This is a genomic window from Mesorhizobium sp. M0800, from assembly GCF_040320095.1.
GTDB lineage: Bacteria > Pseudomonadota > Alphaproteobacteria > Rhizobiales > Rhizobiaceae > Mesorhizobium.
The window spans coordinates 80,774-105,990 of the sequence record NZ_JAMYOZ010000015.1 but is presented as its reverse complement, the minus strand read 5'-3'; the positions used below and the strand labels follow the sequence as shown (position 1 = coordinate 105,990).

The 25,217-nt window shown below is 61.5% G+C and carries 19 protein-coding genes; 11 read left to right on the top strand and 8 right to left on the bottom strand.

Annotated elements, in window-relative coordinates:
- Positions 1–48 precede the first annotated feature (48 nt).
- Positions 49–846, top strand: a complete 798-nt coding sequence (locus tag NKI18_RS18875) for a tetratricopeptide repeat protein (protein WP_352449146.1) — start codon at positions 49–51, stop codon at positions 844–846.
- An 83-nt stretch (positions 847–929) separates the two neighbouring features.
- Here NKI18_RS18875 and NKI18_RS18870 read toward each other — a convergent pair whose 3' ends face one another.
- From NKI18_RS18870 to NKI18_RS18855, 4 genes are read right to left on the bottom strand one after another with little or no spacing between them, the layout of a single operon-like run.
- Positions 930–1,379 (bottom strand): hypothetical protein, encoded by a 450-nt coding sequence (locus NKI18_RS18870; protein WP_352618724.1) that lies wholly within the window; start codon positions 1,377–1,379, stop codon positions 930–932.
- Between the two features lie 12 nt (positions 1,380–1,391).
- Positions 1,392–2,750: a type II and III secretion system protein family protein gene (locus NKI18_RS18865; RefSeq protein ID WP_352618721.1), complete on the bottom strand. Its 1,359-nt coding sequence runs from the start codon at positions 2,748–2,750 to the stop codon at positions 1,392–1,394.
- Between the two features lie 44 nt (positions 2,751–2,794).
- Entirely contained in the window at positions 2,795–4,963 is a 2,169-nt protein-coding gene (gene sctV, locus NKI18_RS18860) for a type III secretion system export apparatus subunit SctV (protein WP_352618718.1), read from the bottom strand.
- On the bottom strand, positions 4,960–5,346 hold the full coding sequence (locus NKI18_RS18855; protein ID WP_352618715.1) for a tetratricopeptide repeat protein: 387 nt from the start codon (positions 5,344–5,346) through the stop codon (positions 4,960–4,962). The genes sctV and NKI18_RS18855 overlap by 4 nt, the downstream gene beginning before the upstream one ends.
- Here NKI18_RS18855 and NKI18_RS18850 point away from each other — a divergent pair.
- Positions 5,330–5,572 (top strand): hypothetical protein, encoded by a 243-nt coding sequence (locus NKI18_RS18850; RefSeq protein ID WP_353020244.1) that lies wholly within the window; start codon positions 5,330–5,332, stop codon positions 5,570–5,572. The genes NKI18_RS18855 and NKI18_RS18850 overlap by 17 nt on opposite strands.
- A gap of 152 nt (positions 5,573–5,724) precedes the next feature.
- Here NKI18_RS18850 and NKI18_RS18845 read toward each other — a convergent pair whose 3' ends face one another.
- The gene (locus tag NKI18_RS18845; RefSeq protein ID WP_352618710.1) at positions 5,725–6,744 is read right to left on the bottom strand and encodes a SctD/MshK family protein; all 1,020 of its coding nucleotides are present in this window, start codon (positions 6,742–6,744) and stop codon (positions 5,725–5,727) included.
- A 121-nt stretch (positions 6,745–6,865) separates the two neighbouring features.
- Positions 6,866–7,048, bottom strand: a complete 183-nt coding sequence (locus NKI18_RS18840; protein WP_126092905.1) for a hypothetical protein — start codon at positions 7,046–7,048, stop codon at positions 6,866–6,868.
- A 199-nt stretch (positions 7,049–7,247) separates the two neighbouring features.
- On the opposite strand from NKI18_RS18840, the gene NKI18_RS18835 reads away from it, so the two are divergent.
- Positions 7,248–8,123 (top strand): MurR/RpiR family transcriptional regulator, encoded by an 876-nt coding sequence (locus NKI18_RS18835; RefSeq protein WP_352618707.1) that lies wholly within the window; start codon positions 7,248–7,250, stop codon positions 8,121–8,123.
- Positions 8,124–8,198: 75 nt separating this feature from the next.
- The gene (locus NKI18_RS18830; protein WP_353020241.1) at positions 8,199–18,038 is read left to right on the top strand and encodes a LysM peptidoglycan-binding domain-containing protein; all 9,840 of its coding nucleotides are present in this window, start codon (positions 8,199–8,201) and stop codon (positions 18,036–18,038) included.
- Here NKI18_RS18830 and NKI18_RS18825 read toward each other — a convergent pair.
- Both NKI18_RS18825 and NKI18_RS18820 read right to left on the bottom strand, forming a co-directional pair.
- Positions 18,011–19,060 carry a LysR family transcriptional regulator gene (locus NKI18_RS18825; RefSeq protein ID WP_352618701.1) on the bottom strand — a complete coding sequence of 350 codons (1,050 nt, stop codon included), beginning with the start codon at positions 19,058–19,060 and terminating at the stop codon, positions 18,011–18,013. The two genes, NKI18_RS18830 and NKI18_RS18825, sit on opposite strands and share 28 nt — an antisense overlap.
- Positions 19,047–19,769, bottom strand: coding sequence for a L,D-transpeptidase (locus tag NKI18_RS18820; protein WP_352618698.1), 723 nt, complete (start codon positions 19,767–19,769; stop codon positions 19,047–19,049). The genes NKI18_RS18825 and NKI18_RS18820 overlap by 14 nt, the downstream gene beginning before the upstream one ends.
- A 184-nt stretch (positions 19,770–19,953) precedes the next feature.
- Here NKI18_RS18820 and NKI18_RS18815 point away from each other — a divergent pair, with 184 nt between their 5' ends.
- The 7 genes from NKI18_RS18815 to NKI18_RS18785 are packed head-to-tail and all read left to right on the top strand — an operon-like array spanning position 19,954 to position 25,208.
- Entirely contained in the window at positions 19,954–20,649 is a 696-nt protein-coding gene (locus NKI18_RS18815; protein WP_352618695.1) for a type III secretion protein, read from the top strand.
- Positions 20,650–20,667: 18 nt separating this feature from the next.
- Positions 20,668–21,297, top strand: coding sequence for a hypothetical protein (locus tag NKI18_RS18810; protein WP_352618693.1), 630 nt, complete (start codon positions 20,668–20,670; stop codon positions 21,295–21,297).
- 22 nt (positions 21,298–21,319) lie between these two features.
- A complete protein-coding gene (sctJ, locus tag NKI18_RS18805) occupies positions 21,320–22,147 on the top strand; it encodes a type III secretion system inner membrane ring lipoprotein SctJ (protein WP_353020254.1) in 828 nt (275 codons plus the stop codon).
- Positions 22,144–22,764 (top strand): SctK family type III secretion system sorting platform protein, encoded by a 621-nt coding sequence (locus NKI18_RS18800; protein ID WP_352618691.1) that lies wholly within the window; start codon positions 22,144–22,146, stop codon positions 22,762–22,764. The genes sctJ and NKI18_RS18800 overlap by 4 nt, the downstream gene beginning before the upstream one ends.
- Before the next feature lie 5 nt (positions 22,765–22,769).
- Positions 22,770–23,384: a type III secretion system stator protein SctL gene (sctL, locus tag NKI18_RS18795; protein ID WP_352618689.1), complete on the top strand. Its 615-nt coding sequence runs from the start codon at positions 22,770–22,772 to the stop codon at positions 23,382–23,384.
- On the top strand, positions 23,381–24,739 hold the full coding sequence (locus NKI18_RS18790) for a FliI/YscN family ATPase (protein WP_352618686.1): 1,359 nt from the start codon (positions 23,381–23,383) through the stop codon (positions 24,737–24,739). The genes sctL and NKI18_RS18790 overlap by 4 nt, the downstream gene beginning before the upstream one ends.
- A complete protein-coding gene (locus tag NKI18_RS18785) occupies positions 24,726–25,208 on the top strand; it encodes a hypothetical protein (RefSeq protein ID WP_352618684.1) in 483 nt (160 codons plus the stop codon). Before NKI18_RS18790 ends, NKI18_RS18785 begins: the two co-directional genes overlap by 14 nt.
- Positions 25,209–25,217: the final 9 nt, after the last annotated feature.

The window sequence follows — 25,217 nt, the reverse complement described above, 5'->3', positions numbered from 1 at the left end:
CCCTGTGTAAGGTGGGACGGGCTTGAATACGGAGAGGTGGATTTGCGGTTGCGTGTCGTATTCATGCCAGTCGTCGTCGCGCTGGCGCTGAGCGGTTGCCAGACGACCCAAACCGGCTCCGTGCAGGCCAAGGCGCAGGGCCCATCGTCTCAATCCGAGCGCCTGATCAAGCTTGCCGACGATATTGATGCGCGCGGAGAAAGTGATACCGCCATCGCGCTCTACCAGCGCGCCGCAGCAATGCCGGGCGCCAAGGCGAGCGCGTTCGTCAAGACAGGCGACGCTTACATGCGGGCAGGCTATCCTGCCGATGCCGCCAAAGCTTATCGGGCCGCGCTCGCCAAAGCTCCCAATGACGGGGGAGCAATGCTTGGGCTTGGCTCGGCGATGATGGAGGTAGGCGATATCGATGCAGGCATGCGCGCGCTTGCGCAGGCAGCGCCGCTGGTCAACACCAGCGGCGCCTACAACCGATTGGGCGTTGCGCAGACTTTCGCCGGGCAGACAGGGCAGGCGCAGGAGACTTTCGCCCAGGCGTTGAGACTTGCGCCGGGCGATCTTGACGTCGAGACCAACATGGCATTGGCGGCAGCCCTCGAGGACAATTCCGCTGCGGCGCTGCCGCTGGTGCAGAAAATTGCCGCCGCTCCCAATGCGCAATTGCACCACAAGCGCAACATTGTGGTGGTGTACGGGCTTCTTGGCCAGGCCGACCAGGTCAAGGCCTCGCCGCCAATCGGGCTGACGACCAAGGAGGTGGCCACCCTGCTTGCCCGCGCAAGAACCATTCGGCTGAAGGGCAGCACTCAGGCCAAAGCGAAGGCGCTCGGCTCCATCCTCGGCTAGCGAATCGGGCCGGAGGGCCTGAAGCGATCTTCCGCCAAGCGCGACGCGTAGGGTGACACTACGCGGGCGAATACCGCGCCGGCTCACTCGACTGGGAGCGTTGTTTGCGGCACCGACGGCGCGCTGTTGGCGCCGCCTATCGGAGCCTCCTCGCCATCGAGGTAGCGACGGGCCGCGCGCGCGGTCGGTGCCGCCGCCGCCGGGCCCATGCGGCGGCCTTGTACGAGGTCACGCTGGCTTTCGGACATCCGCTGAAGATTGAAGGCATTGGCGCAACCGGGCGGCAGATGGGAGCCGATGCCGGAGACGATCGTCAGATTCGTCTTGGCAGCAGAGTTGTCGTCGTCGGCTGGCTCGGCCAGACAGGCATCGGGAGCAAGAACTGAGCCGCCGACATCTTTCTCGGAGCCGCCTGCATCCGTCGAAACATAGTTGTAGCCAGGCGAATAATCCTGCCGCTGTTGCGGGCTGCTCGCGCAGCCGGCCAGAACCAGCGCTGGAACAACGCAGAAAAATGCGATGGGGGATGTCATATCCGGTCCTCGTTACTTGATGATCAGACCCGTCGCCGACGCGTCATTGGCGTGCTTGCGGCTGCGGTGCTTGGCTGCCGGACGATCAAGCGGCGTGGCGAGGCTGTCGCGCACCGGTTCCACCAGATAGGGCGTAATCAAAATGACCAGTTCGGTCTCTTCGTGCTGGAAACGCTGTGATTGAAAAAGCGGGCCAAGCACCGGTACATCGCCCAGCACCGGAAACTTTTCCAGATTGCGCGAAGTCCGCTGCTGGAAAAGGCCGGCGATCGCAAATGTCTGACCGCTCGCCACTTCGACCGTGGTGTCGGCCTTGCGCACGACGAAACTCGGCATGGCGAAACCGTTGGCGCTTACGGATCCGGTCTCAGATAGAGAACTGACTTCCGGCTGGACATGGAGCGCGATGCGATTGCGGCCGATCAGCGTCGGGGTGAAGCCGAGGGACACGCCGAAGGGCTTGTATTGGACGGTGACGACGTCGGTTCCTTGCGGGATCGGAACCGGAATTTCGCCACCGGCGAGAAAGCTTGCCGTCTGACCGGTCATGGCCGTCAGGTTCGGTTCGGCCAGTATCTTGACGATGCCGTTGCGTTGCAGGGCTTCGATCAGAATGTCGAAGTTCAGGCCATGCGCCTGGTCCATGTTCAAACCGAAATTCCCGTTGCCCGAGGGCACACCGTTGTCCTGGAACATGTTGAATTCGAAGCCGCCGCTCCTGTAGCCGACGGACCAGTCGACGCCGTAGGACTGCAGTTCCGTGCGCGAGACCTCTGCGAAGCGAACCCGAATGTTGACTTGCTGTGAGCCCTGCACGGTCATGTTGTTCAGCGGCGGCTGTTCCGGTGGCGAGAAGGTCCGGGCGACATTGTCCAGATCCGTTGCCTCATCGACGCCTCGCGCCTCGCCTGTTGCAACGATACGGGTCCCGAAAATGTGGAGATTTGTCGCCGAGCTCGGCTGCATTGCTTGCTTGGCCTCGGTAGCAGGCGTGACATCGGGGGTGACGCGGAACTGGGCCGTTGCCTCGATCCGTTCATCGGCCGTGATCGCAATGAGGTTGGTGAGGCCGGGTTTGAGGCCGAACACATAGACCATGCTCGACGACACGACCTGAAGGTCCGCGATCGTGGTGTCGGCAATCAGCACGGATTCGACCGGTTCATTGAACCGCAATAAGCGTCCTTGCCCGACCGGCAAGCCGACCGTTGGTTTGCTCGGCAACGCTGATATGTTCTGTGCCGTCGCATCGGCCAGTGTAAGCAACAACGCCAGCAGGACGCCAATCGTCGCGATAGCGAGCCGGCCTAAATCTGCCCGCCGGGCGAAGGCGGCTGATCCTACGCCTGCCGCGGTGTTGTGGATGGTCATGCCATTTCTCTCCTGAATCCCCAATGTCGTCCGTCCGGCTGGCGTCAGGAGGGCGCCTCGTGCGCGGCATTCGCCCGAGCCGACGGGAGCGAATGGGAGACGACGCGCGCGCCGGCTTTGCCGGAGCGGCCGGCGATCGTGGCCAGCGGCTGGACGTTGAATTCGTGTGCGAGTTCCTGGAAGGACAGGACCGGAAGCTCGATGGCATTGTGTGCGAGCAGGCTGCGCATGTGACGGCGCACATCCATCGCGGCGAGGACGACCGGTGAAACATCGGTGGCGTTCTGCGACCGGGCTCGCTCGATTTCGGTGACCAAAGCCTGCGCATCATCGTCCGACAGATTCAGGAAGGTGCCGGTCGATGTGCTTTGCACCGCGTTTCGCAGGATGTCTTCGGCCGACCGCTGCAGCACATAGGCCGCGATGATGTTGTTGCGGCCGGCGAAGCGGAAGCTGATCTGGCGCTTCAAGGATGTGCGGACATGTTCCGTCAGCAAGAGGACGTCCTGTTCGCGTTGGCCCCATTCGATGAGTGCCTCGAGGATAAGGCGCAGATTGCGGATCGGGACGTTTTCCCCGACGAGCCGGCGGAGCACTTCCGCGATCTTCTGGAGCGGCACGGTCTCCTGCGCCTCCCTGACCAGATCCGCATAATCCGGTTCCATGTCCGAGAGCAGCCTGCGTGTCTCCTGAATCCCGACGAAATGGCCGGCATAATGACGAAGTGCATGGCCGGTCCATTTGGCCGCTATTTGCACCGGCGTTGAGAAGACGAACCCGGCTCCCTTCAGTGCTGACAGGTAGCTGTCATCGACCCATACGAATTTACGCAGACCGGCAATCGGAGAAGCTTTTTCGTAAGGTATTTCGAGCAGATCGAGATGCGTCGTGTCCGCTTCGACAAGAACACGGTTGGCAGGAATTTCAGCATCCAGGATGGGCGCACCTTCCAGATCGACGCGGACGCTTCGTTGCGAAAGCATCTCGTCGACCTGCATGCCGATGGCCGGAACGTCGACACCGAGATCACCGAAGAGTTCACGGCGCACGCCGTCGGCGAGCGCGGCAAATTCGGGCTCCGGGACTAAGTGTGCGAGCTCGGTTCCGAAGCGCACGACGACGCGGTAGGATGGAGACAGTGTTGCGGTGGAGATTGCCGAAAGCGACGCGGAATTCCCCCGCTGTGCAGGCGAGGCGGTATGGCCGATGTCTTGAGGCTCGGACTCCTGGGCGGAGCGGCGATTGATTGCATAGGCGCCGGCGCCGCAGCAGCCACCAAGGACCAGGAACATGATGGAGGGGAAGCCTGGCACCATGGCAAGGCCGACCATGATCACGGCTGCGAGTGCGAGCGCGCGGGAGTCGCGGAGCAGTTGGCTGGTTATTTGCTGGCCAAGATCGCCCGTTCCGTCCGCGCTGCCGACGCGCGTCACCATTGTGCCGGCGGCCACAGCGACGAGCAATGCGGGTATCTGCGCCACCAGGCCATCACCCACGGTGAGCAACGTGTAGGTCGCAGCCGCGTCGCCGAGCGACACGTCGTGCTGCAGCGTGCCGACTGCGAAACCACCTATCAAGTTGACCAAAATGATCACAATGCCTGCAATCACGTCTCCCTTGACGAATTTCATGGCGCCGTCCATTGCGCCAAACAGCTGGCTCTCGCGCTCCAGCTGCTGGCGCAGATGGCGTGCCTCCGCCTGGTCGATGTCGCCGTTGCGCAGCTCGGCATCGATGCTCATCTGCTTGCCCGGCAGCGCATCGAGCGTGAAGCGCGCGGCCACCTCGGCGACGCGTTCGGCACCCCGCGCAACAACGATGAACTGCGCAACGGTGATGATCAGGAAGATGACGAGGCCCACGGCAATGCTGCCGCCAACGACGAAGGTGCCGAAGGCGGTAATGATCTCGCCTGCGTCGGCCTGGAGCAGGATCAGTCGCGTGGTCGTGATCGTGATCGCCAGCCGGAACAAAGTGGCGATGAGGATGACCGACGGCAGTGACGAAAACTGCAGCGGATGAGAGACGTAGAATGAGGCCAGCAGAATAAGCACGCTGATGGCGATGTTTGCAGTGATGAGACTGTCGACGAGAAACGTCGGCAATGGAATGAGCATCATTACCACCGCGACGAGCATCAGAATGGCTATGACCAGATCACTGCGGCGTGACAGCCTGGCAAGGAATTGCATCAGGCGTTCCGAGACGGTCATCGGATGCCTCGTTGCGACAGGAAGCTAAGCAAGGCACTGCGCGCCTCGGTCTTTCGCCCGGCCACGAGCAAGGCGCGGCTCTTCAGTAATGTAAGCACCGGATGATCCGTTCCTTCCAAGGTCTCCAGCTTGGCAATCGTGGCAAGCGCCTTTTCCGCCTCGCCATCGAGTATGAGAAGGTGGGCCAACGTTCTAAGGACGCCGGCATTTCCCGGCGAGAGTTGTACAGCAATGAGCAGATAGGCCGCGCCCCGCTTTGCCTGCCCGTGGCACCCGTAGAGATAGCCCAGGACATGCAAAAGATGCACGGTGTCACGCGGGTCGGTCAGAGTTCGATCCTTCCTGCATGCGACCAAGCAGGTCGCGATGACGCTCGATTTCATCCTCCATCAGCGTTCTGGCGAGCGTCTTGAGTTGCTCCCCACCCTCAAGGGTTGGGACCAGGTGTCTTACGAGGTGCTGGAGAATGGGCACGGAGCGCCGCAGGATAGCCGGTTCGGGAATATTGGGCATGACGAAATTGGCGAGTATCTCGTCGAGCGACTCGCCGGCCGCACCTTGAGAAGCCTGGAATTCCGCCGTTTCCGGCCCGTCTGCACCAGCGGCTGATCTCGCCCCCTGAGCACCGTTGGCTGCTTTGCCGACCCCGTTTGTCCGTCGCCGGCTGATGGCCTGGCCACGCACGCTTTCCGCCTGCCGCGCCTCGCGGCCCGCCGTGTCAATCCGTGCCGTGTCGAATCGTGCCGCTTCAAGCCGGCGGTTCACGGATATTTCAGCGCGACTGTGGCGCCGCCCTTGGTCAGGAGAAGTTCGGTTTCGCCGATGTGTTTGACGGCCCAGCCGTCGTCGGTGAATGCACCTTCGTGATAGCGCGCGCCGTCGGTTGCGATGACGTAGGGCCGCTCGCCGTACCAGATCGCCTGCAGCCTCAGCCGCGGCGGCTGCGGCGCATTGCCAACCATGACGTTGGAGATGAGGGGAAGGTGAGCGCCGAACGACTGATCGAACCAGGATTGCGTTTGTGCCCAGACATCACTCTTGTCATTCGGGATCATACCCGAGACCACGAGGCGTCCATTTGATTCCAGAACCGTTAATGTGCTTATGCCGGATTGCTCGAGGCGCAGCTTGAGCTGCCTTTCCACTTCTGCGGCAGTCTGGATTTGTGCTGGCGATGAAGCATCCAGGACTTTTTCCCCTGCCTGACCGGCGAAAGCCACTCTGATTGGTTGCTCGTCTTGAGAGGAAGAGGACGCCTTTGCGCCAATCTCTTGCTTGGCGAAAGAGAACCCGTTCGCGGCGACGGAAACTGCCAGGACCGCACAGAGAACGCTGCTCGCGACCAGCAGCGGGCGATTGGCAAAAGACCCAAAAGACCAGCGATTGGATGCGCTGCGCAGGCTGATCACCCGGATCCGCGCCTCGCCTACACTTATGGTGAGCGGCAGCCTGCAGCGGCTGCCATGTCCCTCATGGATGGTCTCGCCCGTGGCCAACATGACATCGCCGCCGACGGCTTCGATTTCAACTTGGCTGCCCTTGCGCCGCAGCCTTGCGTGAATCGGTGCGATGCCGGCATCGCGTAGGACAATGTCCGACTCAGTGCTGGAGCCGATCGTATATTGTGGCTCGACCAGACTGACTTCGGCGCCGGCGTGAAATCCGTGGGTAACGCTCAGCGCAATGGAATGTCCGGTATCCGGGGAGGGGCCGATGATCGATCGGAGTCGGCGTGGCGGCGCTGCTGGTTCCAGATGTTTGGTGATAGGACGAGCGGTCATGCCACTTCATCTCCCGCCGATGACAATTTCAATGCAGCCTGATGACGGCGCTGAAAAAATTGCGCCGTGCAAGTACGCCGCCGGGTGCTTGCGGCGGCGCACGGTTCGGGAATCCGCCGCCTTAGGCCTTTTCAGCCGACTGGCCGAGCGTCCTAGCGGTGCTCATCAACATGTCATGCTGGGATTTCGCGATCTCTTTCGTGATCTCCAGGCCAAACATGCGCTCCTGGTGCTTGATCATCTTGTCCAGGTTCTGTTCCGGCGACCCTGCAGAGCCGGACGTAATGGGAGGGGTAGCAGCCATCATTGTCTCCTTGAGGGACTATCCAAGTTGCAAACTCCGGACTCACATCGCTGCAGTCCGTAGGGTTGCGAAGGCAGCTTAAGGCAGCACGGGCGAAAATGAAAGTCCAGTTGGAATATTTGAGACACTCTGGTTCCAACTGTTGCGTCACCTGCATTCAAGGAGTACCTTGGCAGGTGGGTGAATGGGGTATTTCAGAATGGAAAAAGGTCCTTTGGCCGAGCTTTTGGTCGAACGGTTCGAGACTATGCCACCGCAGTTGCGGGTCGCCGCACGTTTCGTGCTGGATCATCCCAAGGATGTCGCACTGATGTCGATGCGCGAGCAGGCGCACCAGGCCGGCGTTTCGCACAGCACGATGATGCGGCTGGCGCGATGGATTGGCCTTGAAGGCTACGAAGATATGCGCAGCCTTTATGCGCGCGCGCTGCGCGAGACCATCGCGGGCGAGCCGGCGCGACAGGGTATCGGACAGCATGGCGATCCGGGGTATTCGACTGCCGGCGTCGTTGCCGACACGCTCGCCGCCCAGATATCAAGCCTCGGCGAATACGGCAACGCCATGCAGTTCATCGCGGCAGCCGGTCTGCTCGCCCGGTCACGCGATCTGTTCGCTGTCGGCTCGCGCGCCGCCTATCCGGTCGCGAGCCACTTCGTTCACATCATGTCGTTGCTGGCTGGCGGTGACTGCAAGGTGACGCTTGTCGGCGAGATGGCCGGACCGGGCCTGGATGCCCTCCAGCACGCGGGACGTGGTGCGGTGCTTCTTGCGGTGGGCATATCGCCCTATGAGCGCACAACGATCGACGTTGCGCGCCAGTCGGCTCGGCAGGGCATCGGCGTGGTGGCGATCACCGACAGCAGCGTGTCGCCGCTGACACAGATCGCGCGGGAAACAATTATCGTTACGTCAAATTCGCAGTCGTTCTTCCGAAGCATGGCGCCGGCGTTCGCCGCCGTCGAGATTCTGGCGGCACTGGCGGCAGCGCAGTCTGAAACGAACGCCGCAGAACGGGTAAAACAGTCGGAAGAGCAGCTTGCTGCTTTCGGCATATATTGGAAGCCCCCTCGATAACATCCGAAAGGTTGCGATCGGGCGGGCGTGAGGCAGCCAGGCTGCCGGCAACGTTAATTTCCGGAGGTCGTCCTCATGGTTCGCCCGATAACGCCCACCAAGCCGCCGGTCCAGCCGCAAAAGGTCAATGCCAAGGCAAACGCCGCGCAGATAGCGCGGCTGGAGGCCCAGGCTGCCAAACTGCGGGAGCAGATCAGGCTTGCCAACAGGATGGGCGAGCGTGATTGGGCGGCACAGGCCCGCCAGGAACTGGCCCATGTTGACACGCAACTGGATTCGCTTCGGCCGCCGCCGGTTGGGGCTTCGGCAGCGCCGAGTGTCAACGTCGCCAACGCCAGCAACGGCACGTCCGTCAATGGCAGGACGGTGACGCCGGCTCTCTACACGCAGACCGATCTCGCGGCACTGGCCGCGACGCCGGTGAAACTGGATGGCAGTACGCCCGAAGACAATGCCGCGGAAGCGACGACTGCGCGCAACATTGTCAGCGACGTCACCGGCGGCAAAAGCATCGACCAGATTGCATCTGCCCGGGGCATGACGCGCGAACAGGTTATCGCCGCGCTTAGGTCCGGCGGGATGACCGTTTCGACCGCTGACCCGAGCGGCAATGGCGACGTGCTGACGACGAAAATCACGGATGCCAGCGGCCGCACCGTCACGCAATATTACGACTACCAGCACGACAGCTACTACACGAGCGTGGAACAACCCAACGGCACGGCAACCACCACCCCGATCCGGGATGGGCTCGGGCGCGAGGAAACCAGCAGCTATAATCCCGATACCGATGCGATCACGACGCGTTATGAAGACGATCTGGGCACCGGAACCGTCACCGAGCGGACCACCTTGCCCAACGGCGCTTCGGTGGAAACCGTTACACCCGGGAACGGGCCGGCCTTGCCGGTCACCACCGTCAACGGTCAAGATGGTCGCAAGACCGTCCTCGCTGCATCTCAGGATCCGGGCGGGGCAACCACCCAGGGCATCAAGGATGATCTCGCGGACGGCAAGAGCATCGAGCAAATCGCGCAGGAAAGGGGTCTGACCAACGAGCAGGTGATCGCCGAGCTGCAGGCCGCCGGCTATCAGGTCACGACGCGCGAACCGACGAGCGACAATGGTGACGTGCAGTCCGTTGAAGTCGTCGATCCGCACACCGGCGACAAGACCGTCTACTATCACGACTACCAGCATGATGAGCGCACCGTCGTGACGACGTCTGACGGCAAGGAAACGACGGTGTCGGAGGACGGGAACGGCAGGACGCGCAGCAGCGTTCGCAACACCGAAACGGGCGAGACCACAACCACAATCGTCGATCCGAAGGCCGGAACGGAAACCACGATCGTCACCGACAAGGACGGTCGGGTGACGACAACGACCACCGAGGAGATCAATGGCGGCGAGCCCGTCGAGTACGAGGTCAAGCCAGGCGACAATCTGACCCTGATTGCGCAGCAATATGGCGTATCACTGGACGATCTGAGGAGAACGAACCCCGAGCTCCTTAATTCGCCTCGTGACCCCGACATCATTCACCCGGGCGAAAAGGTTACCATCGAAGACGGTACCCGCACGACCGTGGAAGTCACCTTCAACGGTTATACGCTGACCACGAGCCCTGATGGCAGCATGACGCTGCACAACAACACCACCGGGACCGACCTGAAGATCGAAGCAGGAAGTATGCAGGAGGCGTTGGCCAGGACGCTGTTGGCAGTGAACCCCAACAGCAGTGATGCCACGGAGGCAAAAGAGGGCGAGGTCGTAAAGACTTTCGTCGAAGGGCTGCTGGCGGGTGAAGCCTTGCCCAGTCTCATCGACGCGGCAGAAGAAGCCGGACAAAACAAACAGGACCTGATCGAGAGATATGGTCTAGGTACCGTCGCCACGCCCGAGCTGGACGGTGAGAACAGGGTTGTCGATCCATTCGGCGATCCGCCGCATGGTAATGCACCCTCCGGCGGAAAGTGGACGCCGATGAAGATCGATGGCGTCTGGACCTGGATCGATCCCGAGGTCGCCCAGGCCATCATTGCTGAGAACATCGCGCTGTCCCAAATTACAGAGACGCGAGCTCTGGCCGGTCAGCGGCAGGAACAGTTCAACGTCTATATGCTCGACCCCGCCTACAAGGATGCTGTTGATGGGGCGCAGACAGTTATAAACGAGGCGTTGGCGCCCCATGGTCTGCAATGGACCCCGCAGAAACCGGAAGGCGCGCTTGCCGATGCGCAGGAGCGGCTTGCCAAGGCCAACACCTTGCAGCAGAACGCGCAGGATGCGCGCGACGAATATGAGACTGCCGGGCGGGTTCTCGCCGATGCCATCACCCAGGACAGCGAACTTGCGCCGCTGATTGATCCCAATGCAGACGTTGCATCCGCGCAAGGGCAGCCAGGTCCCAATCGGCAAACGCAGTACGCGCAAGGCCTCGCGGATCATGCGGCTGTCGATAAGCTGTTCTCCGAAGTCGGCCTGCATCTGAGCAAGGGCGACAAGCTCACCATCGACTTCCTGGTGGGGCAAGCCGAGCTTGACGGCATTCCGACCGACTCGAAGGAATATCAGGACCTCAAGGCGCTGCAGACGACAGCAGGCAATCAGCTCGAATTGGCGGAAGCCTATCAAAACTACTTCAACGCCCATGCCGACGCCACGCAAGTGGGTGCGCAGCAGACGGACCTCGAGCAGAGACTGCTCGCCGAATATAATAGCGAGCACCAGTTTCTGTTCGAACAGGGAAAGAAACATCAAAGGGTCAGTGGCGATTATCTGGGTCTCTTCCAATCGCAAAAACTTGAGGTCCGCGACGGCCAGCTGTGGGTGGTCAACCAGTTCGAAGAGGGCACGACCGAGCAGCAGCTCACCTACAATCTGAGCGAAACGAACGTCAGGGATGAGTACCGCGATCGGCAACTCAACAAGGACTGGCAGCAGCTTTTGGGCGGCAGCAGTTCCACCGGGCCGGTGTGCACGGCAAATGGCCTGCAATCAGTGAGGGCCAGCGAGGCGCAGGCGGCGCAGAATCTCAATGATATCCTGGATCGGCAGCTCGGCAACAGCATTGAAGACCTGAACTCCGAGCTGTCGACGCTGCAGACCAACTTCAACAATGCGTTGACGGAGCACGGGCCAGGAACAGTCGATGCTCCTGAAGGCACGCTGCCCAATGGCGTGCAGCCTGTCGAGATCAACGTCGGCGGACAGACAATCAAGGTGGCGCCGGAGGTTGCCCAGACATACAACGAGATAGGGATCGATGCGTTGACCCAGAGCGGGAAGGCAGTCTGGATCGACCTGGATACAAAAGATGACGATGCCAGTGGACGCTGGGTTGATCCCGAACTAGCGGTCGCCAAACTCAAGCTGGACGCGACAACGCTTCAGATAACGCAGGCCGAGGAACTGCGCGGGCTGGTGCAAGGCTTCAGCGACTATCATGAGCTTCGGTCCAGTGATCCCTCGTTGCTGGTTGACCGCAACAGCACGGTGGATAAGACCTATCTAGACGAGCATGAGCAGCAGACGCTTGACGGCATCTATCAGCCGAAGTTCCAGCAACTGCTCGACAGCGGCTACGACAACGAGTTCCGTGAACAGCGTGGTACGGCCCTTGAGGAGACGGTCGCCAGAACGCTCGGCATAGATCGTTCGACCGAGGAAGGTCGCGAGACGATCGAGAATGTGACGGAAGAGATCCGCGATATCGGCGGCGACAATCCTTACGTGCGCAGCGTGCCGATTTTCTATGTTGACGACGAGGTCGGGACACAGCAGGTCGCGCTGTTTGCTGTGCGTAACGGAGACGGCAACACTCGCTATGTCGACGTGACCGGCAAAAAGTTCGACGACCTCCAAGATTTCCAGGACAACAACAACCAGTTCGGCGAGGACGGCAAGCTCGTCGTCCCCAAGGGTCTGGAGATGAAGGCCGGCGGCGACGGCAGGATTGAACTGGAAGTCGTCAAGTCGCGTAATGTTTCTGCTTGGGACAAGGTCGTCGATCCGCTGGTTGGCATCGGGACGGGTATAGCCACCATTCTATCGTTCACGCCGGCCGCGCCGATTGCAGCACCCTTGGCCTATACGGGCGCGGCCTATCTCGGAACCCGAGCGGTCATAAACCAGGTCAATCATCTGGAACATGGCGGCGAGTGGGACGATACCGAGTCGCTGATGAATGTCGCCACCGTGGCAACCACGGTTCTGCCGATGGCCTCCAGCGGCCTGCGCACCATCGGATTGGCGGGAAAGGAAATGACCGCCCTGCAGGCCTTTCGTGGCAGCATCGGCGCAACACGGTCCGGCTCGCCCCTGGCGCTCGAAACCCGAACCTACATGCAGTCGACCGCCGGCCTGAACAAGGCGGCCTGGGGAGCGGATGTCGGCTCCGTGATTGTCGGTGCACCTTTGCTGGCGACATCGGCCTACGATCTCGCCGTCAACGGAGACCAGATGAACGGTCTTCAGCTTGCCAACGCGCTTACGGGCCTTGGCACCGGCATTGCCGGCACGGGCCTGGGCATTCACGGTCTGCGGACACTGCGACCTGGAACGGGCACGCAGGCAAGCGCCAATGGTCCCGGCGCCAACCAGCCACCGAGCAGCGGCGGACCGCACCAGCCGCCGCCATGGTCCGACGGCAAAGGACCACGGCAGTTGCCTCCGGCGCTGGAACCCGGCCCCTCCGGACGTCCGATGAATGTCTATGAAATTGGCGCCGACGGTGTCTACAGGCCGACCGGGGAGCAAGTATTTCAAGATCCTAACCATCCCGTGATACCCGGAGAAGTGATCAACACCAGCGATGCCAGCGGTGACGGTCCGACGATGCTGCCGGGCCGCGATCCGCATGGATCGACCGGGCGCAATTCAGGGCATCCTGCTGATAGCGATCCCATCATTGTGCCGAACAAGCCGGCAGGAAAAGACGACTCGATGCGCCTCGTCTGGGATCCGGAGACGCGCAGCTTCACCGGCATGCCGGAACCCGACACAAGCGGGTACATCTACACCAGTGGCAAGGATACCAAGACTCCCTCAGCCTATCTTGACGGGCTGAGCGTCGAGCAGCTTGTAGCACGATACGAGGCAGAAAAGAGCTATTATTCGAACCGCGAGTTGGCCGAGCGCTACGGCCCGGATGGCGTTCAGATACCGCGCACGCCGCTCCGCGACATACTGCCCGACTTCCGCATCGGCGTCACATTCCGGACGCGCTTGAATACGGGCCAGGCCTTCGACATCGGCTCGCCGACGGTCGCGGCCGTGGGCTTCGGTATTGGGACAAAGACCGATGTCGGCATGATCGGGTGGTCGGTCGTCGACAGCATCAGCCAGCGCAGCCTGACACCATTCACGGATGCGCTCGGCACTCAAGGCGTCGTATCCTACCGGGCACGGGAATACAGGAACATCACCGGCCTTCAGGCCGGTGTCTGGCCGGTGTCCAATCAGACGGCTTTCCCGGTTCGCAGCAGCGATCTTTCGGCGGCGGCAACCAAGGCGATATTCAGCGATGCGACTGGCTACAATGCCAAGCCGCTGGATGCTGCCATCGTCGGCATGACGCCAGACGGCGAAGGCACCGTGATCGAGATGACCTATACGCCTTCGCTCAAGGGCGAGGAGGTCACGCTCGCCCCCGGCCAGCACGATTTCCTTGGCGTGCCGGCGGAAAACAGCGCTGGCCACGTCAAGCTGGAAGGTGCGCTTCCGTTCGACCGTGTCATGACCGAAACAAAGGTCGGACTGCGGCTGCCGATCGTGGCCAATCATGTCGGGGCAGTCGACCAGATGCCACGCGTCGGCTTCGAGAAGCGCCCGGAAGTGCCCGTCAAGGACACGCTCCAGCCGGGTGACATCGTGTCGAAGCAGACCTACGACCAGATCCAGTCCGCTCTCGGCTCGACAAGCCTGAAGATCCAGTTCGCGGTCGAGGATCCGGCGAAGGCGTCCGAACTCATCGCAGCGATCGGACAGGGTGATGGCATCCGGTCGATCCGCGACCTCGTCAAATCTGGTCAGATCGATCCGTCGAACACAGTTTCGTTTGTTGATGAACCGACGCTAAGCGGGTTGCGGCTTTCGGCCGTACCGGGCAAGGCGCCCACGGCAGACATCGTTTTGCTGACCGGTGAGAAGGCAAGCGTCGTCAATCCCGAGGCGATGCTGGTCGACATCATCTTCAACGACCGCAACAGGCTTCCCGGTGTGCTGGGTTTCAATCCCGACCGGACGATAACTTCCGCGGCCTATAAGGTGAAATCGACGGTACAGTCGTGGCTGCCGGCGCGCTTCAGTCCCGACGGGACGCCGCAGCCCCGTTATATGCCGAGCGCCGGCAACGTCTATCAGAACCTGTACGGTTCGCACGGCACGCCGGCGACGCGCTACACGCTTTCACTGTCGACACCTCCTCTGCCTGCCGGGGCCGTGGCTTTCAGTGCTGAAGTGAGAATCCAGTACAAGTCCAAGGCTGCCAAGATCGCTCCTTCAATCGCCAAGGATGAAACAGCGACGCTGACCTTCGATCGAGCCGATGGACAGAATGAAACGCTGACGGTCCCGGCCTGGCTTGCTCATGCCTTAGAAACATCGCGTGACGGCGCGGCGACAGCCATTCCGAAGGGTGGCAAGGCCTCCCTGGAGCAGTTCCTCGGCGAACTGGAAAAGAAGGCGAGACCCGACCAGCGCGCGATAGAGCAATTCCGGACGGAATTCGGCCCGTCGATCGTCGATGGCGGCTTCATGCGCCAGAACGTTGCCGATGGCGTGCTGACGTTCCTCTCCTCGCAAGTGGGTAGCCGTAGGAGCGGACCTATCCACATAAGGGACGAGAACGGGCAGTCCGTGACGGCAACCCGCTACGGGCCGCTGCCGAAGAGTGTGGAGAACATCTATGTGCCGCCGGCCGACGGGTCCAGGGCGCGTGGCGACGAACCGGAGTTGATGCATAAATCGCATATCCTGTTCCGGGATCCGGAAACCGGAGAGCCCTATGTTCTGCCATGGATACGTGGTGCTTCCGACGACCATGTGCCGGGGAGCCTTGGGCATCCCGATGAGGGCAATCAGCCTGTCGAAGGTGCGGGCGACCCTACAAGACCCTTGCGCGGCAATGTCGGCCCGTTTGTGTTCCGGGCCGATACCCGCTCGCCAACCGAGATTAGGGACGCGGGAGGCTTCTCGCCACCGCCCCCGACAGGAATCTGGGTGGACAATCCGCAAGGCATCGCCCTGAGCAGCTATGTCATGGGCAATACCCATGGCCGTTTCGTCGGCACGAGCCAGTCGATCTCGGGAGCCAAGGCTTTCGTTTCGGAAGAGTCACGAGCCGCGCGGCAGCAAGGTTACACTTATCTCTACACGCTGAATCCGAGCAGACCGCGCCTCCACGTCCCGACTGAATTCGAGGCAATGGGCCGACCCGTCGGCGACAGGATGGCCCGCGTCGACGAGACCGCAATCGACGGCAGCATACCATGGAGCGAGGTCTATGGCTGGCGGATGATGGATCCGGACGGGAATTTCGTCGGTGAGTTCACGCGCAATGAGGATGCCGTCGCGCCCGGCACTTCGACACAAAAACGCCCGCAGGTCATCTTGCGGCCGGCCGACGAGTTCTGGGATGTCAATACGCCAGCGCAGACCGAAGCGCCGCCGCCCCCGGTGGCCGAGGTGGTCAGCAACGAAGCCCCAGCTGTGACTGGCGAAACGCGGCAGGCGGTGAACATTGCTGCCGAAACGCCGACAGCCGCCACATGGCCGCCGGCGTCCGACCGGGGCAGGGCGGTTTTTGACCCTGCCAGCGGAAAGATCGTCAGCCTTGAGCTTCCGGTGAACTCCGCCGCGGAACCAGGATATGCGGAACCGGTGCGGGCGCCGACCGGGCCGGAGGTCAGGGCGCTTTCAGCCGATCAGATTTCCGAACTGACCGGCACGCAATTGCACGCCATCAAGCCGGAGCACATCGCCAAGCTGGCGCCTGAGCAGGTTGCTGTACTGAGCCCCGAGCAGATCGGGCAGCTGACGTTTGATCAACTTGCGGCGCTTCGACCGAAGCAGTTGCGGGCGCTGAGTGCCGAACAGCTCCAGGCGATCAGGCCAAGCAGATTGCAGGCCGTTGCCCCTGGCCGTATCAGCGGTTTGCGACCGGATCAGGTCGCTGCCTTTTCACCCGAGCAGCTTGCTGCCTTGACCATTGAGCAAGTGCGCAAGCTGACACCCGACCAGATCGCCAAGCTCAGTGATGAGCAGCGCAATGCGCTTACGTCGGAACAAGTCGCCGCCATGAGACCTGCCCAATTCGGCCATCTCGATGCGACCCAGTTCGCGGCGTTGGACCCTGATGTCATCGCAGCACGCGATCCCGCGACAACGGCAAAGCTGTCGCCGGACCACATCTCGGCGCTTACGCGGGAGCAGCTTGGCGCTCTGACCATTCATCAGATCGAGGCGCTGACGAAGCAACAGATAGCGGCGCTGACGCCGAAGCAGCTTGCCGAGTTGAGCCCCGGCCAGCTGCGCAAGTTCACGCCCAATCAGTTTGCCTGGATGTCGACGGAGCAAACAAACGCCCTCTCCGTGCTGCAACTGACGACCTATCGCGCAACGCATAAAAAGGCGATGACGCCGGATCAGGCCACCAGCGTCGATCTGGCCCTCAGCCATGCCAGGATGCGGGAAAACGCTCAGGCACTCGCCACCTTCGGCGGCATGTCGACCACCTCCTACATGTTGTGGAGTTCATTGCCGCCAACCTGGACCGCAACCGCCGGATCGGTGGCATTTGGCGTGCGAGGGATGGTTTTCGGCGCCCAGGCGCTCTTCCCCAACGCAACCGCAAGTCACAAGCCGTTCGGGCGATTCCTCAACGCGCTCGGCGGAGCCACATTCATTGCCGCAGCGCCAGGTGCCGCGACCGGGATGATCCAGGGTAAGGATCTTGTCGTGAACAGCACGTTCACGCTCGGCAACATCGTCTATGGCACGAAGTCGATGCTGCAGTCGTTCACCGGCAGACCGGTGATCCGAAACCTGGCCGAATATCTGGCTGGACCCGGCTATGTGCTTGGCTGCGCTGTCTATACGGTGCACTCCTGGCCGGCGCCGATCGCCACAGTCGCCGGCACCATGTTCACCTTCGGTTGCGCGGAATTCTGGGCGTCGGCCATTAGGACGGACCGGATGAATCGCCGTTCAGTGCCGCGAACCGATGCTGATATCGCGGCGGCGGAAAAGTCCGACAAAAGATGGGCTGCAAGGGATCGGTGGACTCTGGGCATCACCTTCGGCGTTGGAATGCTTCTGTTCTCGCTAGACGCCCTGCTCGCGGAACCTTGGGAGGGCGCGAAGACGCCCCCTCCACCCGATCCGAAAAAACCGGATGGCGATGCCTCGTCCCAGCAACCCGATGATCCTTCGGATGATCCAGGTGGGCCGCAGACCCCGGTGGAAGATTTCCCGCAACTGGTCGTGGTCACCGATGATGGCCTGAATTTGCGGACCCGGCCTGACGGGGATTCGACCGTGGGAACCGTTCTGCAATCCGGCACATTCGTCCAACAGACCGCGAAGCCGTCGGCCGATCCGTCAGGGGAGGCCTGGATACCTGTCGAAGGTTTCGGACCGGATGGCGAAATGCATAGCGGCTGGGTTTCCGGCGACTATGTCGAGGCTCATGCCGAGGGCAGCAGCAACCCTGAGGGCCGCACGAACCCAACGCTGGAGAAAGACGGCTATCAGTGGGTCGAGGTCAAGGACGGCGACAGCATTCGCCTGATCGCCAAGACCCATTCTGCGGATGTGGCGGACACGGTTGTGCTCAACATGGATCATATCCTGAGCCCGGACCTGATCTTCTCAGGCGACCGTATCTATCTGCCGGTCACCTCGACCGGCTGAGAAACCGCGGGGCCAAGCCTGTCGTCCATTGGCTCCTGCGCCTTGGCGGTTCTCGCGGCATATGCGTTTGCAACGGAGGCGGCCAGCTTTGCCGCCCGCTCCGCTATCGGATTGGATGGTTCGGAAGAATAGGAGGCGGTAAACTGCAAGTCGGACGGGTGCCATTCGCATTCGACGATGCGCAGTTTACCGTTTGCGATATAGTCTTGGACGACTCCCGCGGGCAGGGAGGCTATTCCGATTCCGTTGAGTGTCATCTTGATGGAAGCGGCCAGCGAATTGGCCGGAAATATGCGCGGCGTCTCTTCGAATTCACCGGTGAGCTTGCGGTAGAGTTCGCTATAGGGGCGCGTGGTTCGCGCGTAGCTGATGATCGGGAACTGCATCAAGTCGTTCAGCGTCACCTTGCGTCGATTGGGCAATTCCAATTGCGGCGAGCAGACCCAAACAAGCGGAAAGGACGGCATCCCGATATTCTCGATGCTGTACTCCAGGACAGGGCCCATCAGCACCGCAAGATCGAGCCGGTGTGACATGAGTTCATTGCGAAGGGTCGTCGTCGCATCGACGACGATATCCGTCTCGACAAGCGGATAGTTTGCCTTCAGTGCCTTGAGGAAATCCGGGAGCCAAGTGTGCACGATCGTTTCGGCAACCCCAAGCCTCAGCACCCTCGTCGTCTCTGAAGTCTCTGAAAGAGAGCTGGCCATCAGTTGCAGCCGCTCCGCTACGCGCAGAACCCGTTGGGCAGGTGGTAGCAGCCGTTGTCCTTCGGCGGTCAGCCTGACTGTGCTGCTCTGCCGCTCGAACAGCTTGGCACCCAGCGCTTCCTCCAGCCCGGCAATTCGTGTGGATACCGCCGGCTGCGTGGTATTCAGGCGTTCCGCCGCCTTTCGAAAGCTTCCGAAAGTCGCCACCAGGAGAAAGGTTTCGAGCTGCTTGATGTTGAAAGGTATCATTACGGTCGATCGCTCATCTGCGGCTTTCCGGGGAGGGGGCGTCGAACCATCAATGCCGTACAATGATCTGGGTACCGATCTTCACTCGGTCGTAAAGATCGATGACATCTTCGTTGGTCATGCGAATGCAACCGGAGGAGTTGGCCTGTCCGACGGTCCATGGCTGGTTGGTGCCGTGGACGCGATAGAGCGTGTTGCCGATATACAATGCGCGCGCGCCCAATGGATTGTTCGGTCCTCCCTCGACATGCGCGGGCAGGAAGCGGCCTTTTGAGGCTTCTCTGGATCGCATTTCGGCCGGCGGCCGCCAATCTGGCCAGTCCTTCTTTTTCGAAATCGTGTCGCGACCGGACCACTCCAGCCCCTCCTTGCCAACCCCCACCGCGTATCGCAGCGCTTTGCCGTCTCCCAGGATGTAGTAGAGGCGCCGCTCCGTGGTGTTGATCACGATCGATCCCTTCGGCTGAGCCTCGCTGAATGTCACGACATGCCTAGGAATCACTGACAGCCCGGGCACGATTTCTCCGTCCGACGTCAGGCCGGAAGCGCTAGGGGAGACCAGTACATTTCTCGCCCGATCGTATGTCCAGCTTCTAGGGTCATAACCGCTGTTCGATTGGGCCTGCGCCGACGCGATGGCGGCAAGCGACGCCACGGCGACCAGAACCGATGCACTCAATCCCTCGACAAGACGCGTTGCCACAAACCTCTTGCTTCGAGCAACGCCTGCGGGCAGGTCCAAGTTCGCGAGCAGCCTGTTGTTTGCCGTCACCGAGACCACTCCCTTCCACATTGGACCGACGATTGCGAACCCGGTGGTAACCGATTCCAACGCGGCACCATATCGCCTTGCGGATCGTTCGCAACATTTGGCACAGGTCGTTGATATATAATCCAATTGGACTTCCCATTTTCGAGTGTGCGCGATAGGATGACATCGGCGGACAAGCTATGAAATGAGCGAGGCGGGTCATCACTCGTGGGTCGCTTGCGATAGGACCAATGTGACGGGACGCGGTATCTACCATTTGGATCGGTTGTCGGGAGGCAGGGCTACCGTTGTCGCCTGCGGCCTTGCCGTCATCCTGGCGCTCGGCTTTGATTGGCAGCGTGCGTCCGCTGCCGAACCGCGCTGGCCCCCTGGCCCTTACAAATACATCACGATCGATCAGTCCGTGACAGACGCGCTGGTTGAGCTCGGCCGCAACATGCGGGTGCCCATGCGTGTCAGCAAGCTGGTAAAGGGGCGCCTGAGCGCCGGCATGCCGGTTGGAACAGCCCGCGAGTTCTTCGAAGAGATATGCAATCGATACGGGCTGGTCTGGCATTTCGACGGTATCGTCATGAACGTCGCGACCGAAGCGGAAGTCCAGACGGAAATGATCCCGCTTGATGCCAACATGGCTGCTGGCGCCGAAGACAGGCTTTCACGGCTGGGCGTCAGCGACCCGAAGTTTCCAATAAAGGTTTCCAAGCAAGACGATGTCATCTCGGTATCGGGGCCGCCATCCTACATCGAACTCGTCAGGAAAACGCTCGGGGTTCCTGCCACGCCGAGCACGAAGCAGGAAGCCGGCAAAGCTGTGTCGGTCCGCGTTTTCCGCGGAAAGCAGGCGGAGGCGCAGACTGTCCCCTCCGCCAAACCGAACTAAGAACTGGAGGGCACATTCATGCAAATCGCGCCGATTGGAGCCCTAGAGGCTACGCTTGCAAACTTGACCACCAGCATAAGTTCGCAACAGCAAATCACCGCCGGCGCGGCAGAGCAGCCCGGCAACCGAATGGTGGGCGCCAAGCAAGAAAAGCACGATGCCGCGAAGGTCAATATGCCTGAGCGCAGTGATGTCGCCACGCGGGCTGGTCAGCAGGTGGCGCAGACGCCCGGCGCCAATCCGGCAATAGGCGGACAGACTTCCAAACCGGAGAAGACCGAGCCGATCGTCGAACACAAACTCTTCGACTACATGGCCGAGACGGAAAAAGCCGCAGGTGGGGTGTTCACGGATCCATCGGCCCTTTTCGGTTCTGCCGTCAAGTCGCTGGAAGGAACCATGCAGCAGGTACAGAAGGCTCTTGGCCAGGCTAACGCCCCCGAAAGTGCTGAAACGGCCGCCGCGCAGGATCGCGCCGACAAGATGGCTCTGTCCGGCAAGGAAGGCGAAGACTCCCCAGCCAAGAACGCAGAGCAACTCCTGGAACGATCAATTTCGGTGATGTGGGCAGCCGCCAATCTCGAGGTGGTTACGAGCAGCGTGACGGCCGTCACGTCGTCCACCAGCACGCTGATCAAACAACAGTAAGCGCCGCGGAGTGTTCGTGCCCATGCCAACCTCGCTGCGGCGTTCAACGCGATTGAATCAATGCGGCGTCCGGTGTCGCGTTGCGCTCGTTGTCATGGGTATGCTTGTGCTCCAGGCGTGTTCGGTGGAGTTATATTCCAACCTCAACCAGCGGCAGGCCAACGAGATCGTGGCCACGCTCATGCGTCACGGGATCCCGGCCCAACGCGAGGTCGGCAAGGACGGCAAGATGACGGTTTCCGTACAGAAGGGCCGCTTCGCCGAAGCTATGGCCATTCTCGACGAGAGCGGCTTGCCCAAACAGGAATTCCAGACGCTCGGCGAGGTGTTCAAGAGGGATGGGCTTGTGTCCTCGCCGGTGGAAGAGCGGGCAACGATGATCTATGGCCTGAGCCAGGAGCTGTCGCAGACGATTTCGGACATCGACGGCGTACTTTCGGCGCGCGTTCATCTCGTCCTGCCCGAAAACGATCCACTGAGGCAGCAACTGCTACCGTCGTCCGCCTCCGTGTTCATCCGGTATCGCGCATCCGTTCCGATGAATGAGCTCATCCCGCAGGTCAAGATGCTGGTGGCCAAGGGCATCGCCGGACTGACCTATGACAATGTTTCGGTCACCCTCATTCCGGTTGCAGCGACGGCTCCCAACCAGGAAACCGGCGAGGCCGGTCTCACCACCTTCCTCGGCCTGTGGCTGCATCCAGACAGCGTCGCCGCCGCGATGTCACTGTTTTATGGCATGGCGGCGGCCATATTCGTGCTGGCTGGTCGGTTGGCCTACATGCAGTGGTATCGACGGCCCGGCGTCTACGCGCTCGATGCTCCCGCAATGCCGGTGAAGAAAACATGACCCAGCCCGGCTCGGAGCAAACTGCCAGCCCGGAATGGCAGGCATTCATCTCCAAACCCGCGTCCTATGTGGATGCGGCTTGGCTCGCGGAGTGCTTTGACGGCGCGGTCGGCGAGGCTGCCTGCGAGCGCATGCTGCGCTCGCAACGCTTGCAGGAGCGACTGTCGAAGCTTCTGCTCGATCGGCATAGGCTCTCTCCAGTGGTCGAAGAGCCGGCCGATGAGGTGGATCGAGCGATCGCCTTGTCGTCTGGCGAAGAGCTGGAGGAACTTGCACTTCGCTCGGGCGCGATCTACTGGGCTGGGAGTCTGGCCGCTGTCATTGTTGGGCGCGAAGCGGCCGCATTGCAGGCGGCGCTTGGGGCTGATCTGTGCGCTTTCGCCCTCGCCAACCGCGATCTGGCCGGCCCGATTGAGCGATTGGGGCCGCTGGAAGACATTTCCGGTCGCGTCTACGGCGACGGCCTGAGCTGCCTTGGCGCCTGGTGTCAGTTCATGCCGGGCGATACGAGCATGCGGGTGCGTCTCAAGCTGGTGCCGCAAGAGCTCATCCACCAGCCGTCAGCCGAACAATTTGCCGAGGTCGGTCCCGCGATTGTTCGACGAGCGATGAGCTAGACGAGATGATCGAATCGGGCAAAGCGTCGGAAGCTCTGAGGCGTCCCTACGCTCGGATACTGCGGGCCGCCGAGGTGCGCGCTCTCCAGGATGGGCATGCGTTTCTCGATGAAGCAAGGCGTGATGCGCAGCAGTTGCGCGACGCCGCTCGGCGAGCCTATGCGGCCGAATATGCGCAGGGCTATGACGACGGCAAGACGCAAGGCGATGCCGAGGCCACGCGGCTAGTCAGCGAGACGGCGGTCAAGGTGGATCGCTATTTTGGTGGGCTGGAATCCGAAGTCATTGGCCTTGCCGTCGATATCGTCAGGCGAATTCTGGGAGAATTCGACGTCGGCGCGCTTGTCGCCAAAGCCGCAAGACAGGCGGTGACTGAAATCCGCCGCGCCAAGTACCTGAAACTCCGAGTTCATTCCGCGTCCATCGAAAGGGTTCGTGATGAGCTGGACGCAGTCTTGCGCGAGAGTGATCTGGCGATGACGGTTGAGATCGACGCGGATGACGCGCTGGCTCCGGACGCCTGCATCGTTTCGACCGACTTTGCCGTCGTCGACGCGAGCATCGACGCGCAGCTCAAAGCCATAGCTGCCGCGATTGCGCCGAAGACGGAGGTCCGATGACCGCGCCCGCCGCTGATATCGAAAGCCGTCTGGCCTCCATCATTCCGAATTTGCGTTCGGGTCTGCGCGACGATACCGGCCGGCCCAGGAAGGGGCGTGTACGGCGTGTCGCCGGCACCGTCATTCATGCGACTGTGGAGGAGGCCCGTATCGGCGAGATATGCGAACTCGTCGACCCTAGGACCGGAAGGGTGACCAAGGCGGAAGTCGTCGGCCTCATGGACGAAATGGCGATCCTTGTTCCGCTGGGCGATTTGACCGGTCTTTCAAACCTGACTGAGGTCGTGGCGACCGGAAAAGACCAGCAGGTGCCCGTCGGCCCCAGCCTTCTTGGTCGCGTGATCAGCGCGCTTGGCGAGCCATTGGACGGCAAGCCGCTTTCGCCGGACGGCATCACCGGCAGCTATCCGGTCAATGCCTATCCGCCATCTCCGCTGGAGCGCGGCTTGATTTCCCAGCCGATCCAACTCGGAATACGCGCGCTCGATGCGCTGCTCACCTGCGCGCGCGGCCAGCGCGTCGGAATCTTTGGCGAACCGGGCGTGGGAAAGTCGATCCTGCTTTCCGATATCGTCAGCGGCACCGATGCCGATGTCGCGGTGGTCGCCCTTGTTGGAGAGCGCGGACGTGAGGTACGCGAATTCCTCGAACAACAGCTCGGGCCCGAGGGCAGGGCGAGGGCCATTGTCGTTGTTGCGACCTCCGACCGTCCCGCCATTGAGCGTGTCAAGGCTGCCTATGTGGCGACCAGCATTGCCGAATATTTTCGCGACCAGGGCAAACATGTGTTGCTTGCAATGGACAACCTAACCCGGTTTGCCCGTGCGCACCGAGAGATTGGCCTGGCCGCGGGCGAGCCGCCGACGCGTCGCGGCTTTCCGTCTTCGCTGTTTGCGGTCTTGCCCCGTCTGCTCGAGCGGTCAGGCACGGGTCGCGTCGGATCCATCACCAGCCTCTACAGCGTTCTTCTTGAAGGCGACGGTACGCTGGACCCTGTCGCCGAGGAAGTTCAGGCCCTCCTTGATGGCCACGTCTTCTTGTCGAGCGAGCTTGCGCAGCGCAACCATTTCCCGGCCATTGATGTCCTGCGCAGCCGAAGCCGCCTCATGGATGCGGTTGTGGCGCCGGAACATCGGTCCGACGCCGGCCACCTGCGTGAACTGCTTGCCCGCTACGCTGACATCGAGCTTCTCCTGCGCGTCGGTGAATACGAAAAAGGCAGCGATCCCGTGGCGGACGAGGCAGTGGCGAAGATCGATGTCATCAACGCCTTTCTGCGTCAGGCGTCCGCCACTCATGAGAGCCTGGAGAGGACACGCCAACTCATGCGGGAGATCGTCGGTGAAAGATCGTGAGATGATCACTCGATTACGCGAGCTCAGACGCCGCCGTGAGGACCGTGCGAGGGAAGAGGTGATCAAACGGCACGCCGCTTTGGACCGGGCCGCGAGGGAGGGTCGGCAGGCGGCCAGTGCGGTCACGGAGCACCTGCAGCACACGGTCGATGCCGAAGATGCAGCGTTCGGCTCGCTTATTGGGCATCGGATAAAAGCTGCCAGCCTTCACCAGCTACAGGGCCGGTTTGAAATCGCCGCCAGAAAAACCGAGCAATTGCGTGAAAACGAGAAGATGGCCGGCGTCGCCGAGCAGCAACGGCAAGCGGAACTGTCGGCAGCTCGCAATGATCATCGTGAGGCCATGAAAGCTCTGACGAAGCTGGACGGGGTATTGGAGCATCTGATCAACCGCACCGCACGACGTTGCCTGGCGCTTGCCGAGCTTTCCGAGGAAGAAGAGCGCGGTCCAACGCGCCTGCCCACATAGCCCATTTTG

Excerpts from the sequence above, each read along its gene's own strand:
- NKI18_RS18845 (WP_352618710.1), bottom strand. The coding sequence starts at position 6,744 with ATGACCGCTCGTCCTATCACCAAACATCTGGAACCAGCAGCGCCGCCA.
- sctV (WP_352618718.1), bottom strand. The coding sequence starts at position 4,963 with ATGACCGTCTCGGAACGCCTGATGCAATTCCTTGCCAGGCTGTCACGC.
- NKI18_RS18815 (WP_352618695.1), top strand. The coding sequence starts at position 19,954 with ATGAGCGAGGCGGGTCATCACTCGTGGGTCGCTTGCGATAGGACCAAT.
- NKI18_RS18830 (WP_353020241.1), top strand. The coding sequence starts at position 8,199 with ATGGTTCGCCCGATAACGCCCACCAAGCCGCCGGTCCAGCCGCAAAAG.
- NKI18_RS18800 (WP_352618691.1), top strand. The coding sequence starts at position 22,144 with ATGACCCAGCCCGGCTCGGAGCAAACTGCCAGCCCGGAATGGCAGGCA.
- NKI18_RS18835 (WP_352618707.1), top strand. The coding sequence starts at position 7,248 with ATGGAAAAAGGTCCTTTGGCCGAGCTTTTGGTCGAACGGTTCGAGACT.
- NKI18_RS18850 (WP_353020244.1), top strand. The coding sequence starts at position 5,330 with ATGACGCTCGATTTCATCCTCCATCAGCGTTCTGGCGAGCGTCTTGAG.
- NKI18_RS18870 (WP_352618724.1), bottom strand. The coding sequence starts at position 1,379 with ATGACATCCCCCATCGCATTTTTCTGCGTTGTTCCAGCGCTGGTTCTG.
- NKI18_RS18810 (WP_352618693.1), top strand. The coding sequence starts at position 20,668 with ATGCAAATCGCGCCGATTGGAGCCCTAGAGGCTACGCTTGCAAACTTG.
- sctL (WP_352618689.1), top strand. The coding sequence starts at position 22,770 with ATGATCGAATCGGGCAAAGCGTCGGAAGCTCTGAGGCGTCCCTACGCT.
- NKI18_RS18790 (WP_352618686.1), top strand. The coding sequence starts at position 23,381 with ATGACCGCGCCCGCCGCTGATATCGAAAGCCGTCTGGCCTCCATCATT.
- NKI18_RS18865 (WP_352618721.1), bottom strand. The coding sequence starts at position 2,750 with ATGACCATCCACAACACCGCGGCAGGCGTAGGATCAGCCGCCTTCGCC.
- NKI18_RS18840 (WP_126092905.1), bottom strand. The coding sequence starts at position 7,048 with ATGGCTGCTACCCCTCCCATTACGTCCGGCTCTGCAGGGTCGCCGGAA.
- NKI18_RS18855 (WP_352618715.1), bottom strand. The coding sequence starts at position 5,346 with ATGAAATCGAGCGTCATCGCGACCTGCTTGGTCGCATGCAGGAAGGAT.
- sctJ (WP_353020254.1), top strand. The coding sequence starts at position 21,320 with ATGCCAACCTCGCTGCGGCGTTCAACGCGATTGAATCAATGCGGCGTC.